The organism is Melissospora conviva, from assembly GCF_049523535.1.
Classification (GTDB): domain Bacteria; phylum Actinomycetota; class Actinomycetes; order Mycobacteriales; family Micromonosporaceae; genus Melissospora; species Melissospora conviva.
Genome location: NZ_JBLLDT010000009.1, coordinates 48836 through 62038 on the forward strand (window position 1 = coordinate 48836; position 13203 = coordinate 62038).

The following is a 13203-nucleotide window of genomic DNA, read 5'->3' on the forward strand; positions in this document are numbered from 1 at the left end:
GGCGAAATCTGTCCGCGGCACCGACATCAGCGACAGAGGGAGTACCAGTGACCGCGACGGTCGACCGCACACCGCAGGCAGCGGCCCGTGCAGATGAGGTGTGGAAGGTCTACGGCAGCGGCGAGGCGCAGGTCGTCGCGCTGCGCGGAGTCAGCACTGAATTCGCCCAGGGCCGCTTCACCGCGATCATGGGGCCTTCGGGGTCCGGCAAGTCCACGCTGATGCACTGTCTGGCCGGCCTGGACAGTGTCACCCGCGGCACGGTCTCCGTCGGCGGCACCGTCGTGACCGGACTCAACGACGCCGGCCTGACGCGGCTGCGCCGCGACAAGGTCGGTTTCATCTTTCAGCAGTTCAACCTCCTGCCGACGCTGACGGCCAAGGAGAACATCCTGCTGCCGCTGGCGATCGCCGGGGTCAAGCCGGACCCGGCGTGGTTCGACCGGGTGATCGAGATCGTCGGGCTCGCCGACCGGCTCGGCCACCGCCCCAGTCAGCTCTCCGGCGGTCAGCAGCAGCGGGTGGCGTGTGCGCGGGCCCTGGTCGCCCGCCCTGAAGTGATCTTCGCCGATGAGCCGACCGGCAACCTCGACTCCCGCTCCGGCGCCGAGGTCCTCGGGTTCCTGCGCGACTGCGTACGCGAACACGGGCAGACCATCGTGATGGTCACCCACGATCCGGGCGCGGCCTCCTACGCCGACCGTGTCATATTCCTGGCCGACGGCCAGATCGTCACCGAGCTGACCAGCCCGACCGCCGAGACGGTGCTCGACACGATGAAGAAGCTCGACGCCCCGGCCGAGGTGGCCTGATGCTGCGCGCCACCCTCAAGAGCCTGCTGGCTCGCAAGCTGCGTCTGCTCCTGTCCGGTCTGGCCGTGGTGCTCGGCGTCATGTTCGTCTCCGGCGCGTTCGTCCTCACCGACACCCTCGGTCGCTCCTTCGACGCGCTCTTCGCCCAGGCGTTCGAGTCCAGCGACGTCTACGTCTCCGCCGCGCCGGCCGTCTCCTCCGACGGGTTCGACCAGAGCGGCGCCGGCAAGCCGTTGCCGGCCTCGCTGGTGGAGACCGTGGCGTCCAACGACGCGGTGGCCGCCGCCGCCGGGGCCGTCTACGCCGACGGCGCACGCCTGATCGGCAGCAACGGCAAGGTCGTCACCAGCTTCGGCGCGCCGCAGGCCGGGCAGAACTGGATGGGTGAGGGCGGTGGGCTCGAGCTTCGCTCCGGACGCGAACCCCGCGCCGACGACGAGATCCTGATCAACGCCGGGCTGGCCGAGGCCGCGCGGGTGTCCGTCGGCGACCGGGTCGGCGTCCTCACCCGGGAACCGAAGCGGGAGTTCACCCTGGTCGGCATCGTCGGCTACAGCGGCGGACGGGACAGCCTGGGCGGCAGCAACGAGGTCTTCTTCACCACGCCGGTGGCACAGCAGCTCATGCTCGGCGAACGCGACGTCTACACCCACGTGACGGCGCAGGCCGTCGACGGCACCAGCGCCGAGCAGCTGCGTGACGCCCTGGCGAGCAGCCTGGGCGGCGACTACGTGGTCAAGACCGGCGCGCAGATGGCTGCCGAGTCCTCCGACGGGCTCAAGGAAGGACTCTCCTTCTTCAACAAGATCCTGCTCGGCTTCGCCGGGGTCGCCCTGCTGGTCGGCACCTTCCTCATCCTCAACACCTTCTCGATCATCGTGGCGCAGCGGACCCGGGAACTGGCCCTGCTGCGCGCCATCGGCGCCAGCCGCCGGCAGGTGGTCGGCTCGGTGCTGGTCGAGGCGATCGTGATCGGGCTGCTCGCCTCGGCGCTCGGACTGGCCGCCGGAGTCGGCATCGGCGCGGCACTGGCGTACGCCTTCGGGCAGTTCGCCGGCGGCCTGACCCTCGCCGGCCTCGGCGTGCCGGCGATTGCCGTCTACAGCTCCTTCGGGGTGGGTGTGCTGGTCACACTCCTCGCCGCGCTGCTGCCGGCGCTGCGGGCCTCCCGGGTGCCGCCGATCGCCGCCATGCAGGATGTCGCCACACCCGACCGGCCACTGACCAGAATCACCACCGCCGGCGCGGTGGTCCTCGCCGCGGGCGCGGCTCTGCTCGCCGCGGGGCTCTCCGGCAACGCCGGCGACCAGGCCCTGGCCACGATCCTCGCCGGGGTCGTGCTGGCCTTCATCGGAACCGCGCTGCTCACCCCCCTGATCAGCCGGCCGGTGGTGAGCGCCCTGGGCGCCGCTTTCGCCTGGTCGGTGCCGGGCAAGCTGGGCCGGCTCAACTCCGGTCGCAACCCGCGCCGTACGGCGATCACCGCGGCGGCGCTGATGGTCGGCATCTCCCTGGTAACCGGGATCACGGTGGTCCTCGACTCGGCCAAGTCGAGCATCGCCGCAGAGGTGGACGAGGTCCTCGACGCCGAACTGGTGATCTCCGGCGCGCAGACCGGCCCGGTCGCGCCGACCTTCGACGCCACGGTCCTCGACGCCGCGGCGGCGCTGCCGGAGGTCGCGGTCCTCGCCGGAATCTGGCAGGAGCGGGCACTGGTCGACGGCCAGACCCGGTGGGTAACCGCCTCCAACGACTTCGCCGCCGCCGGACGGGTCTTCCGGGCTGTCCCGACCGCCGGCGTCATCGCCACCCTGCGCCCCGATCAGGTGGCGCTCGGCGCGGGCACCGCCGAAGACCTGGGCCGTACGGTCGGCGACACCATCACCGTCGAACTCACCCAGGGCGGCAGCCAGCGGTACGAGGTCAGCGCCGTCGTCCCCGACGACATGATGTTCGGCGGTGTGGTGCTGCCCGTGGAGGCGGTGGCCGGCTTCACGGTCGCCCAGCCGATGATGGCGCTGATCAAGCTGAACGACGACGCGGACGCCGACGCCGCGCTGGCCAAGGTCGAAGCGCTGCTGGCCGACAGCCCGGAGGTCTCCGTGGTCAACCGGGCCGGCTACGTCGAGCAGCAGCTCGGCGTCTTCGACACCCTGCTCATGATGATCCAGATCCTGTTGGCCCTGGCCATCGTCATCGCCGTGCTGGGCATCGTGAACACGCTGATCCTGTCGGTGATGGAGCGCACCCGGGAGCTGGGACTGCTGCGCGCCATCGGGCTGCAGCGCGCACAGATGATGCGGATGGTCACCGTCGAGGCGGTGGTGGTGTCGGTCTTCGGCGCGCTGCTCGGCATCGGCGTCGGCGCCGCCATCGGTGCGGTCGTGGTGCGGGCCCTGCACGACGAGGGCATCACCGACCTGGTCATGCCGTGGCAGCAGATGGGGCTCTTCGTGGGGCTGGCCGCGCTGGTCGGGGTGGTCGCCGCGATCATCCCGGCGATCCGGGCGGCCCGGATCAACGTGCTCGCCGCGATCGCGCACGAGTGAGCCAACGCGCCGGGCTCCGCCGCACCTCAGCTGCGGCGCAGCCCGGCGCGATCGGCGTCCGCGGGCAATCGGCATCCGGTCGCGATCGGCGTCCCGGGGTGGTCAGCGGGTCGCGTGCAGTTCGGCGAGCACCGCCAGGTCGACCCCGGTGAGGCTGCCGCGCAGGTGCACCCCCTGGATCGCCTCGACCGCAGCGCCGGCCGGCACATGCAGCACGGTCGCGCCCGCCGCCAGGGCGCTGCGCACCCCGGTGGGAGAGTCCTCGATCGCCACGCACTCGCCGATCGGCACCCGCAGCAGCCGGGCGGCCCTCAGGTACGGCTCCGGGTGGGGTTTCGTCGCGTCGACCTCGTCACCGCAGACCACCGCGTCGAAGCTCTCCCGGCCCAGCGTGTCCAGCGCCACCTCGACCAGTTGCCGGCCACTGGAGGTGACCAGGGCGGTCGGCACACCCGCCTGCCGGACGGCGGCCAGCAGCTCCATCGCGCCGGGACGCCACTGCAGCCCGCCCCGGAACAGTTCGAGGATGCGCTGGTCGATCCAGGCGGCACTGCGCTGCGGATCACGCCAGGGCTGCCCGATGTCGGTGTGCAGCAGCTGCATCGCCGTTGCCATGCTGGTGCCGACGATCGCGTGCCGGGCCGCCTCGGAGAGGACGGCGCCGTAGTGGGCGGCCAGCTCGACCAGGACGACGTCCCAGAGCTTCTCGCTGTCGACCAGGGTCCCGTCCATGTCGAAGAGCACGGCGGCGGGACGGGCCGGGTACGGCATGATCTGCGGAAGTGCGGAGTCCATACCTGCGATCCTGTCAACGCCGGTGGCGATGACGCGCGGCGATGTGGCCGACGCCATCGGCGTTACCCGCTCGCGCCGGTGCCGGCGGGTGTCAGGAATCTTCGTCGGGGCCGGCGTCGGCTGCCTGCCGCAGGGCCGAGACGAAGAGCTCGCTGCTTTGCGCGCCCGAGACGGCGTACCGGCCGTCGATCAGGAAGAACGGCACGCCGGTGACGCCGATCTGCCGGGCCGCGGCGAGATCCTGCCCGACCGCCGCGGCGTAGCGGCCGCCGGTCAGCACCGCCCGGGTCTCGTCGGCGTCGAGGCCGACCTCCGCGGCGAGCTCGACCAGTTCCTCCACCCGTCCCAGGTGGCGGCCCTGCTCGAAGTACGCCTGGAAGAGCCGCTCGACCAGCTCCTGCTGCAACCCGTGCGCCTTGGCGTGGTGCAGCGCCTGATGGGCCAGCCCGGTGTTGGTGTGCTTCAGTGCGTCGAAGTCGTAGCGCAGCCCTTCACCGGCGCCGGCCTCGGTGACCCGGGCCAGCATCTGCTCCACCTGCTCGCGCGGCACGCCGATGCGGCTCGCCAGGTAGTCGACCTCGTTGCCCTCGTAGTCGGTGGGGCTGTCGGGGGCGAGCAGGAAGGAGTGGTACTCGACCTCCACCGGTGACCCGAACTCCCGCACGGCGGCCTCGAAACGGCGCTTGCCGATGAAGCACCACGGGCAGGCGATGTCGGACCAGATGTGGACGGTGAGGGGCCGGCCGGGGGCGGTGGAGCTCATGTGTGGCATCCCAGGGGTCTGCGGTCAGGGCGGACGATCGCCTCTGCGACAGAACCGATCACCGTGGTACCAAGTCTGCCAGCGCGGCGAAGCGTGACGACGCACACCCCGGTGCGGCCGGGGTCGCCACAGCTGCCGGCTGCGGCGACCCCGGCCGGGGTTGGTGCTGATCCGCGGGACCGCGACCGGTCCCGCCCCTCGTCACTGCGGGAGAACGGGGCCCGTGCGCTGGCCCTCGGCGATCTTGCGGTCGAAGCCGCGCGGCGACCGGTCCTTGTCGAAAACGGTGCGCAGACCATTGGTGTGCATGAAGTCGAGGTAGTTGCGGAATCGCTCCGGCTGGAGCTGGTTGAACGGCTCCACGTCGGTGCGTTCCCACAGCTCGGCAGCCGACGGCGGCTTCTCGAAGTCCGACAGCAGGCTGTGCGGGATGGCGTGGTAGCGCGCCAGCTCCAGCGTGCGCGAGTCGTGGGCCAGCAGGTGCACCGGCGTACCGGCGAGCAGCGCGGCGATGTTGCCGTGCAACCGGGTGCCGAAGGCGAAGCGCTGGGACTTGAACGACTCGATCCAGCCCCAGGGACTGGGGTAGAAAACCAGCCGGCGTTCCTTGTACAGCCGGTGCCCGGTGTGGATCGGCAACCGCGAGTCGAACTTCGACATGTCGTACTTGTCGACACCCGTAATGATCATGCGGGCCGACTTCGAGTCCTGTACGGGGCTGGTGAGTTCCGGGTAGAGCTCGGAGTTGAGCTCGACGACGTCGGCCATGCCCTTGACCCGGTAGTCGACGTTCATCGAGATCCGGGACTCACGGGTCAGCGGGCCGGGCGTCTTCTCGATCCGCAGGTCGGAGCCCCAGGTGAACAGCGACGGGCAGCCGATGACGGTGACCCGCTCGTCCGGGATCCCCAGTGACACCAGGTAGCGCTTGGTGACCTCACCGCGTACCCCGAACGTCGCGCTGCGCTCCAGCACCGTCTCGACGAAGGTGCGCACCACCTGGTCGTGCCGGCGCGCCACCTCCTCGTCCGGGACGCGGGTCTTGCCGGTCTTGGTCATCCGCAGCTCGTCGCTCTCGGCTGCGGTGACGGTGGTCTGCGCACCGATGCCGACGACTGTCACCGGGATCTCGAGACGCCGGATGATCTCGGTCATCTTGACGAGCTTGTCGGTGAAGCCCGACCGGAAGACGTTGGCCAGCGGGACCACGTAGTGGTCGTAGGTGCGGTTGACGTCCTTGATGAACTTGGAGGGGTCCTCCTGGGTGTGCGCGTCGAAGCCACCCGTGTCGATCCGGGTCCAGCGCGTGCTCAGTGCCCGCACGACTGCGTTGGCGTAGAGGAGGTTGCCGGAGTTGCCACCCATGCGGTGGCTGGACTCCATGGGCTCCAGAACGGTCCGCGGATCCTGCGCGGCCCTGACAAGAATACGCATCATGCCACCTGGCCCGGGGTCTCGGAGGGGCGCGACGGGCGACCATGAGCGGTGGACGTCGGCTCACCGTCGTATGCCGTGGGGGAAATCTTCGCAATGACCAGCACCCGGCCACGCTACCCGACGACGTGTGGATTGGGCGTTCCGGGCGGGGTGGTACGGCGCGGCGATGCGGCGGTGCCGCTGCGTACCCACCGCCGGGCACCATGCCTGCCAGCCTGACCAGCGCCGATGAGGCAGATCACACTGAGTCGCCGAGCCTGCGGAAGGCCTCGCCGCAGACGTCGACACAGTGCGCCAGCACCACGTCGGCGGTGAGCACCCTGGTCGTGGTGAAGTGGAAGACATCGCGCTCGATGCGTTCGACCGACTCTGTCCACGGGGCGGCCGTCAACACCTGCTCGAAGAGGTCGCTTCCGGGATGGGAGAGGTCGAACAGCGAGAGCATCCCGTCGTCGAAACCGAGAGTCCACTCCCGGCCGTCCGGCGTGGCGACCGACAGGTAGTCCGGCAGATCGGCCAGGACGGGATCCTGCGGCAGACCCGCGGCCGCCTCGATCACCACGGGCTGCCCGGCCAGGGCATCCCCGGGAAAACTGTCCCAGCCGTTGCTGCCGCGGTCCGGCTCCACACCGTTGACCCCGTACTCAGGACGGGACCTACGCAACCAACCCATGACTCCCACCATCTCTGCAGAGGTGGCCCGGTGTCGCCACCGGGCCACCCGCTCGTCTCGTCCTGGCAGCAAAAAGTTGATCAGGGCGAGAAGGAACCGTCCGACGCGTGAATCATGAACGGGATCCGGTTGCGCCGCAGGCAGTCCAACAGATCCTGCGGGACTCCCTGTGAGGCGTTGGCATGTGGCAGGAAGTGCCACAGCACGTTGTCGACCTGACTTGTGTCGAGAAGGTGCCGGTCCTGGTCACACTGCTTGAGATAAGACTCCCGGTGCCCCGGCTCACCGGTCTTGACCTCGTGCAGGTTGCGCGGCGGACCAGTTTCCAGGAAGTCCGGCTCACGCGCCGAGTTGGGTCTCGGCACACCGGGCATTTCGATCCGGGCTGCCCGGCCGCGCAGACCCGGCCGGCCCGCCATCAGCACGTCGGCGAAGTAATCCTCACCAGCCTGCCAGCCACGCAGCCACGGCGTCGAGGCCGCACCCGGCACCGCATCGGTCAGCGCGTCCGCCAGACGCGACAGGCTGTTGCTGGGCCTGCGAGCCATCCGCAGAATAACCGCGTCGGACATACCCGCATCGGTCAGTTTGCCGTAATTGCCCAGCAGGATGGCGCGGATGGTCAGCGTCTTGACGCTGTCGGAGATCTTGTCGTACCTCGCGACAAAGGTGATCACCTTGTCGAGCCGGTGCAGATACCGCAGCGCGAACTTCGCAGCCTTGCCCGGGATCGCCACCGCGTCGCCGGCATACGGGATCAGGCCCATGATGCTCAATCCGGCGCCGACCCAGTCCGTCTTGATCAATGCGGCGACGGTGTCCCGGAGATCAGCGAGGCCCCCGAGCACCCAACCGACCACCGGGATCAGACTCAGACCGCCAGAGCACAGATAGCCGGCCAGCCACGCCATCGAATCGCGCGGCGAGAAGTCTCCGGCGATCAGACCGACGACGAAATCAGTCACGTACGACCACTTGCTGACCCGCTCGTCCGGAACAACCGGATCAAGGCCCTGGTCCTCGGCGTGTGCGATCTCGTACCCGTCGGCGATCCCGTCCCCGTCGGTGTCGGCCGCCAGCGGGTTCGTCAGGTGTTCGCTGATCTCGGCCCCGTCACTGAGGCCGTCGCCGTCGGTGTCCGGGTTCGCCGGATCGGTCTCGCTGTCGTCGAGCTCCGTGCTGTCCGGGATGCCGTCCCCGTCGGTGTCGGCCTCGGTCGGCGTGGTCTGCACCGGGTCGGTCGGAGCACTGACCGGCGGCGGGGGCGCGTCCGGGACCAGGGGATCAGTGCCGCGTGTCACCTCGGCACCGTCGCCGACCCCGTCGCGGTCGGTGTCCGCCTCGGTGGGCGAGGTACCCAGCGCCTGCTCGCGCAGGTTGGTCAGTCCATCACCGTCAATATCCTCCGTGCCGTCCGGCAACCCGTCGTCGTCGGTGTCGGAGCGCCCCGGCATGGTCCAGCCGGCCAGTTCGGTGATCTCGAACTTGTCGGTAAGCCCGTCCCCGTCGGAATCGACCAGCAAGGGGCTCGCGCCGAAGCGCAGCTCGACCACGTCCACGACGCCGTCGTTGTCGTGGTCGCCCTCGTAGGTGATGCCGAGGCGGGTCAGTACGTGGAAACCGTTGCGCCACGCGTCGCCGGCGTTGATGGTCGCAGGTACCGGGTTGGCCTTGCGCAGCATGCTGTCGGCCTTGGCCAGGCTGACCTTGGCCGCCTCGAGGTCCGCGAAAGCCTCGGTCAGGCCCGGCGGCGCGGGCGCGGGTAACGGGCTGGCGCGAAACGGGCCAATGGTCGCCTCGGCGTCCTGGATCGCCGCGTCGGCCAGCAGCCGCACCCCGGAGAGGGTCTCCACCAGCGCTCGGACGTGCGCCTGCTCTGCCTCGCCGTTGGGCGGGCTGGCACCGGCCAGCCGGCCCTTGAGGAAGGACTCCAGGTGCTTGAGATTGTCGAACGCGATCTCGCCGTTGGGGACGCCGTCGAGCCGCGCGCCATCGAAGTAGCGGCTGTCGACATCGGCGAGAACCGGGTCGATGCGGCTGTCGCCGAGCCTGTCGCCCACGTACGGGCGCAGCGCCTGGGTGGCCTCGGTGACGTAGACCTTCGCGTCCCGGGTGTACTCCGCAGTGGGGATCTTCGCGACCTCCACCTGCCATAGCGGCGTCTCGCCGGCCACCGCTCCGCCGGAGATCAATGCCAGTTGCGCGACGACCACAGTCGCCATTGCCGCAGCAAGGCTCCTCGGCCCCCACCGTGCACGAATGCCCATCAGTTCTCCCCGTCTGCCGATGCCAGAGTGGCGACCGGGATCGTATCGACAAACTTGCATGGCTGCGAGCCCATTTCGCCAAGGGGAAGGCGCAGGAAGAGGCCCACGCTGAAGAGCTCGGCGATCAGCCTGCCGGGGCCCGCCGAGACACTCGCCCGGAAGGGAAATCCGTCAGGGCTGCGCGTGATCTACGATCCGGGCCAGCAGCGCCAGGCCGGTGCGATCTTCCTCTGTCACCCGTGTCCTGGGCGGAAGTGCCAAGCAAGTGGTGGGACTGGACACGCCGACAGTCGGCCGGCCCCGTCGTCTCCGCGTTGATGGTCCTGGCACCATGGCGCCCGTACCGTCATCGCCTGAGCCCGTCACCTGCGCGTACGTCGTCGCTGCCGCCACCGGCGGTCAGGACAGGCCGCAGCCGGCCAGGGACTGCTCGTACCCGCGGAAGAAGGCATCGGTGCGCTGCTCGGCGCTGCCGTGCGCGCCCTCGGCGAACCACGGCTGGCCGGGCTCGTCCCCGACTGCCAACAGTCCGTCGCGCAGCTCGTCCAGGTCACCGGGTTCCAGCGTCAGCTTGCCTCGCCGCACCGAATCACCGATGTACGCGCCGGCCATGCAGTCGGCCTGCAACTCCTGCTCGATGGTGTAGCTGTACTGAATGCCGAGGCGGACCTGCACGCCGTGGGCGTACTCGTGCCCGAGCAGGTAGAAGATGAACGCGTCGCCGACCTGCCGGAAGGCATCGACCGCCCAGCCGACGTCGTAGGCGATGAAGTCGCCCTGCGGGCAGTAGACGGCGTTGTTGCGCGGCAGCGCCTGCCCGGCGCAGGCCACCTCCCCCTCCTGCTGGTAGGCCACCACGCGGCCGATCGGGCGGAAGGGCTGCCCGGAGCGCTGGAACTCGGTCGACCAGTACTCCTCGGCGACCCCGACCGCACCGCGGATGTCGTCGGTGAACTCGCTGACGCTGGTGGTGCCGTCGGCGCGGGTGGTGACCCCGGCGCTCGGCTGCTCCTGCTGTTGCGCCGGACCGTCCCCGCCGACGGGCCCGACCGCGCACGCGAGCCCGGTCAGCAACGCCGCGGCCAGACCGCCGATTGTCGCCCGCCGCCCGCGACTGAAGCCGGATCGTGTCACGCACACACCTCCACCGCCGTCTCGTACGGCTGCTGTACCCGGCAAGCGGTGCCGCAACGCCTGCCAAGCCCCGGCAAAAGCGCCGTCCCGGCCGGTCCGTCGCGCCGATACTGGTCACCGTGGCGGCGCAGCCCGGCAGTGCGGCATCCGACGAGCACGACCGGCGTCGGACCGACCGGTACGGCCTGGTGCGCCTGCTGCTGGTGGCGAGCTTCCTGCTGATCGGCTTCTTCTACGCCGCCTGTTTCGCGGCGGTCGCCCGGTCCAGTCCGCGCCGCTCTTCGCCGACGGGCGGGCCGACATCCAGTACTTCAGCTTCGTCACCATGGCCACCCTCGGGTACGGCGATCTCGTCCCCGCCGGCGAACCCGCCCGTACGCTCGCCGTCCTCGACACCCTCACCGGCCAGATCTTCCTGGTCACCCTGGTCGCCCGGCTGGTGTCGATCTTCGGCATGGAGCGTGGCGGCCGGTGACCCCTGCCGGCGCGGGACGCGGTGCCGCCGGTGGTTGGTGGTCTTCGCGGTCGATCCTCGGCTACACCCGGGTGGGCGGTGGATCACCGCTGATTCCGGCCGCCTGTTGGTGGGCCCGGCTCAGAATCACCTCCGCCTCCTGTCGTGCGGCGGTCACGATCGCCTCGGCTTCGACCCGCGCCTCGACGCGATGATCCTCGGCCTGCTCCTCGGCGAGTCTGAGGATCTGCTCCACCCGGGCGCCACGGCCGGCGAGGGTTGGCCGCTGCCGGCTCCGCGGTCGTCGCTCGGCGGGGACCGCGGCGCCTGCGGTTACCCCGCCACCCCCTCATCACGTTCGGCCCAGTCGTCTCCGGCGAGATCGGGTCCCGCCGTGCCGACCAGGAGGAGCACGACGCCGAGCGCGGCGATCACGACGCCGGGCCAGAAGGCGGATCCCCCGAGGGATGAACCGACGGCGACGCCGACGGCGAGCCCGAAAAGGACACCGGCAGTCTTGGCGGGCCTACTCATAGACACTCCTCAACGGGCGCGGGTGTGAAATCCGCTCCCAGCATGACGAGCGAAGTCAACCCGGCCGGTCGCCTCTCAGCGGGCCCGCGGCGTCACCTGACGTATAGCCGCTCCCATGCACGCGTCCTGTGGAACGCTCGGCGGGGTCTCCAGCGCTGTCAGGGCACCCGCCGGGGCAGCCGTCGGGAGGGAAGTCGCCTAGCCTTTCGGAGAGCGACACCAGTCCGATGCTGCGGCCTTCAACCGGACCCGCGGGGGCCTGGGAGCGGGGCAGAGACCGGGAGGCGGCAACATGTCCAGCGCGCAGTTGTACGACACCATCGGCGCCACCTACACCGTCACCCGGCGCACCGAGCCACGGATCGCCGCCAGAGTCCTGGACGCGCTCGGTGATGCGCGCACGGTCCTGAATGTCGGCGCCGGCACCGGCTCCTACGAGCCCACCGACCGGGCCGTCACCGCGGTGGAGCCGTCAGCGCTCATGCGCGCGCAGCGTCCCGCAGGGGCGGCGCCGTGCGTGGCCGCCGCCGCGGAGCGTCTTCCGTTCGCGGACCGGTCCTTCGACGCGGCGATGGCTTTCGCCACCGTGCACCACTGGCAGGACCCGATCGCGGGGCTGCGCGAGATGCGACGCGTCGCCCGGCGCGTGGTGGTGTTCACTCACGACACCACCGACTCCGGATGGCTTGACCGGTTCTGGCTCACCCGCGACTACCTTCCCGAACTCGGCGGACTCGTCACCGGCCGGCCTTCGCTGACCGACCTGGCCTACGCGATCGACGCCCGCGTCGAGCCGGTACCCGTTCCGTGGGACTGCGTCGACGGCTTCTTCGAGGCCTACTGGCGCCGGCCCGAGGCGTACCTGGACGAAAGCGTCCGGCGCGGGGTCTCGGTCTGGGCCCGGGTGGGGCCGGAGGTCGAGCAACGGGCGGTGCGCAGCCTGCGTGACGACCTCGCCTCGGGCCGGTGGGCGGAGCGCAACTCCGGCCTCGCCGACCTCGAAGAAGCGGAACTCGGCCTTCGCCTGCTCATCGCCTGAGCCCGCGCCACGTACGCCCCCGCAGGCGCGCCAGGATCGGCGCCGACCCGCAAGGAAGAACCATGAACGAAAACGAAAGCCTTCGCCGCTACGGTCTGCAGCCATCCTCCGCCGACCTGCCCCGGATCCGGGAGATACTCCAGGCCCAAGCAGACCTCGATCAGCATGACCAGGACACGGAGCTCATGAAGCTGTGCTGCGTGCAGCTGTTCAACGCCGGCCAGCTGGATGACGTGCTCCTCATCTGGCAGGCCAAGGAATCGAGCTGGGACGCCCACTGCTCCATCGACGTCCAACTGCTCTACGGAGCAGGACCGGACGCGACCAAGGAACACTTGGCGGGCAACGGCTCAGCGGACGCCGCGGAAGCACTCCGCTACCTGCTCGAGTGCGAGGCTGCCGGCGACTTCGACAACTTCTCGGTAGCCGACCAAGCCCGCTGGAGGGCCAGCTACTACCTGGACTGACCAAGGGACCTGGACCACCCGTCAACACCAGATCACGGTCACCGCCGGATGAACGCCCGCACTGGCACGCGGAGCCATCAACCGAGCGGTGTCGCTACCACGGCCAGTGCTGAGCCAGGATGGTCGGATCGTCGCCCGGCGACACCACGAACACATGCTCGCCGCCGTCATCGAAGGCCAGCAGCGGCCCAGCCAGCGACGCCAGCGCCACCGCCGCGGCCAACACGGCACCGCCAGAGGGCTTACGAAACCCGATGGGTCACGGATTGGCGCAGTTCC

Annotated in this window: 13 protein-coding genes and 1 pseudogene; 5 read left to right on the forward strand and 9 right to left on the reverse strand. The window is 70.1% G+C overall.

Going from position 1 to position 13203, the window contains the following annotated elements; translation table 11 throughout:
• Positions 1–47: 47 nt before the first annotated feature.
• Both ACK8GG_RS18840 and ACK8GG_RS18845 read left to right on the forward strand, forming a co-directional pair.
• Positions 48–812 carry an ABC transporter ATP-binding protein gene (locus tag ACK8GG_RS18840; RefSeq protein ID WP_440350868.1) on the forward strand — a complete coding sequence of 255 codons (765 nt, stop codon included), beginning with the start codon at positions 48–50 and terminating at the stop codon, positions 810–812.
• Entirely contained in the window at positions 812–3361 is a 2550-nt protein-coding gene (locus tag ACK8GG_RS18845) for an ABC transporter permease (RefSeq protein ID WP_440356899.1), read from the forward strand. Before ACK8GG_RS18840 ends, ACK8GG_RS18845 begins: the two co-directional genes overlap by 1 nt.
• Before the next feature lie 102 nt (positions 3362–3463).
• Here the strand turns inward: ACK8GG_RS18845 and ACK8GG_RS18850 are convergent, their stop codons facing one another.
• The 6 genes from ACK8GG_RS18850 to ACK8GG_RS18875 all read right to left on the reverse strand — a co-directional run bounded on the left by ACK8GG_RS18850 (position 3464) and on the right by ACK8GG_RS18875 (position 10436).
• Positions 3464–4105, reverse strand: coding sequence for an HAD family hydrolase (locus tag ACK8GG_RS18850; RefSeq protein WP_440356928.1), 642 nt, complete (start codon positions 4103–4105; stop codon positions 3464–3466).
• Positions 4106–4247: 142 nt separating this feature from the next.
• The gene (locus tag ACK8GG_RS18855) at positions 4248–4919 is read right to left on the reverse strand and encodes a DsbA family oxidoreductase (protein WP_440350866.1); all 672 of its coding nucleotides are present in this window, start codon (positions 4917–4919) and stop codon (positions 4248–4250) included.
• A 201-nt stretch (positions 4920–5120) separates the two neighbouring features.
• Entirely contained in the window at positions 5121–6353 is a 1233-nt protein-coding gene (locus ACK8GG_RS18860) for a polysaccharide pyruvyl transferase family protein (protein WP_440353164.1), read from the reverse strand.
• Between the two features lie 241 nt (positions 6354–6594).
• Positions 6595–7029: a hypothetical protein gene (locus tag ACK8GG_RS18865; RefSeq protein ID WP_440352082.1), complete on the reverse strand. Its 435-nt coding sequence runs from the start codon at positions 7027–7029 to the stop codon at positions 6595–6597.
• A gap of 80 nt (positions 7030–7109) precedes the next feature.
• The gene (locus ACK8GG_RS18870) at positions 7110–9251 is read right to left on the reverse strand and encodes a hypothetical protein (RefSeq protein WP_440352081.1); all 2142 of its coding nucleotides are present in this window, start codon (positions 9249–9251) and stop codon (positions 7110–7112) included.
• Positions 9252–9695: 444 nt separating this feature from the next.
• Entirely contained in the window at positions 9696–10436 is a 741-nt protein-coding gene (locus ACK8GG_RS18875; protein WP_440352080.1) for a neutral zinc metallopeptidase, read from the reverse strand.
• Between the two features lie 295 nt (positions 10437–10731).
• On the opposite strand from ACK8GG_RS18875, the gene ACK8GG_RS18880 reads away from it, so the two are divergent.
• Positions 10732–10905, forward strand: coding sequence for an ion channel (locus tag ACK8GG_RS18880; protein WP_440356929.1), 174 nt, complete (start codon positions 10732–10734; stop codon positions 10903–10905).
• 61 nt (positions 10906–10966) lie between these two features.
• Here the strand turns inward: ACK8GG_RS18880 and ACK8GG_RS18885 are convergent, their stop codons facing one another.
• Both ACK8GG_RS18885 and ACK8GG_RS18890 read right to left on the reverse strand, forming a co-directional pair.
• Positions 10967–11140 carry a hypothetical protein gene (locus tag ACK8GG_RS18885; protein ID WP_440352079.1) on the reverse strand — a complete coding sequence of 58 codons (174 nt, stop codon included), beginning with the start codon at positions 11138–11140 and terminating at the stop codon, positions 10967–10969.
• 77 nt (positions 11141–11217) lie between these two features.
• Positions 11218–11418 carry a hypothetical protein gene (locus tag ACK8GG_RS18890; protein WP_440352078.1) on the reverse strand — a complete coding sequence of 67 codons (201 nt, stop codon included), beginning with the start codon at positions 11416–11418 and terminating at the stop codon, positions 11218–11220.
• A 301-nt stretch (positions 11419–11719) separates the two neighbouring features.
• Between ACK8GG_RS18890 and ACK8GG_RS18895 the strand changes: the two are divergent.
• A pseudogene (locus ACK8GG_RS18895) lies at positions 11720–12457 on the forward strand (class I SAM-dependent methyltransferase); the annotation flags it as partial.
• A 62-nt stretch (positions 12458–12519) separates the two neighbouring features.
• Positions 12520–12924, forward strand: a complete 405-nt coding sequence (locus tag ACK8GG_RS18900) for a hypothetical protein (protein WP_440356900.1) — start codon at positions 12520–12522, stop codon at positions 12922–12924.
• 94 nt (positions 12925–13018) lie between these two features.
• Here ACK8GG_RS18900 and ACK8GG_RS18905 read toward each other — a convergent pair whose 3' ends face one another.
• Positions 13019–13147 carry a hypothetical protein gene (locus tag ACK8GG_RS18905; protein ID WP_440353168.1) on the reverse strand — a complete coding sequence of 43 codons (129 nt, stop codon included), beginning with the start codon at positions 13145–13147 and terminating at the stop codon, positions 13019–13021.
• Between the last annotated feature and the right edge of the window lie 56 nt (positions 13148–13203).

What these genes read in the sequence shown, in the direction of transcription:
- ACK8GG_RS18870 (WP_440352081.1), bottom strand. Translation starts at nt 9,251, where the DNA reads ATGGCGACTGTGGTCGTCGCGCAACTGGCATTGATCTCCGGCGGAGCG.
- ACK8GG_RS18865 (WP_440352082.1), bottom strand. Translation starts at nt 7,029, where the DNA reads ATGGGTTGGTTGCGTAGGTCCCGTCCTGAGTACGGGGTCAACGGTGTG.
- ACK8GG_RS18855 (WP_440350866.1), bottom strand. Translation starts at nt 4,919, where the DNA reads ATGAGCTCCACCGCCCCCGGCCGGCCCCTCACCGTCCACATCTGGTCC.
- ACK8GG_RS18845 (WP_440356899.1), top strand. Translation starts at nt 812, where the DNA reads ATGCTGCGCGCCACCCTCAAGAGCCTGCTGGCTCGCAAGCTGCGTCTG.
- ACK8GG_RS18890 (WP_440352078.1), bottom strand. Translation starts at nt 11,418, where the DNA reads ATGAGTAGGCCCGCCAAGACTGCCGGTGTCCTTTTCGGGCTCGCCGTC.
- ACK8GG_RS18900 (WP_440356900.1), top strand. Translation starts at nt 12,520, where the DNA reads ATGAACGAAAACGAAAGCCTTCGCCGCTACGGTCTGCAGCCATCCTCC.
- ACK8GG_RS18860 (WP_440353164.1), bottom strand. Translation starts at nt 6,353, where the DNA reads ATGCGTATTCTTGTCAGGGCCGCGCAGGATCCGCGGACCGTTCTGGAG.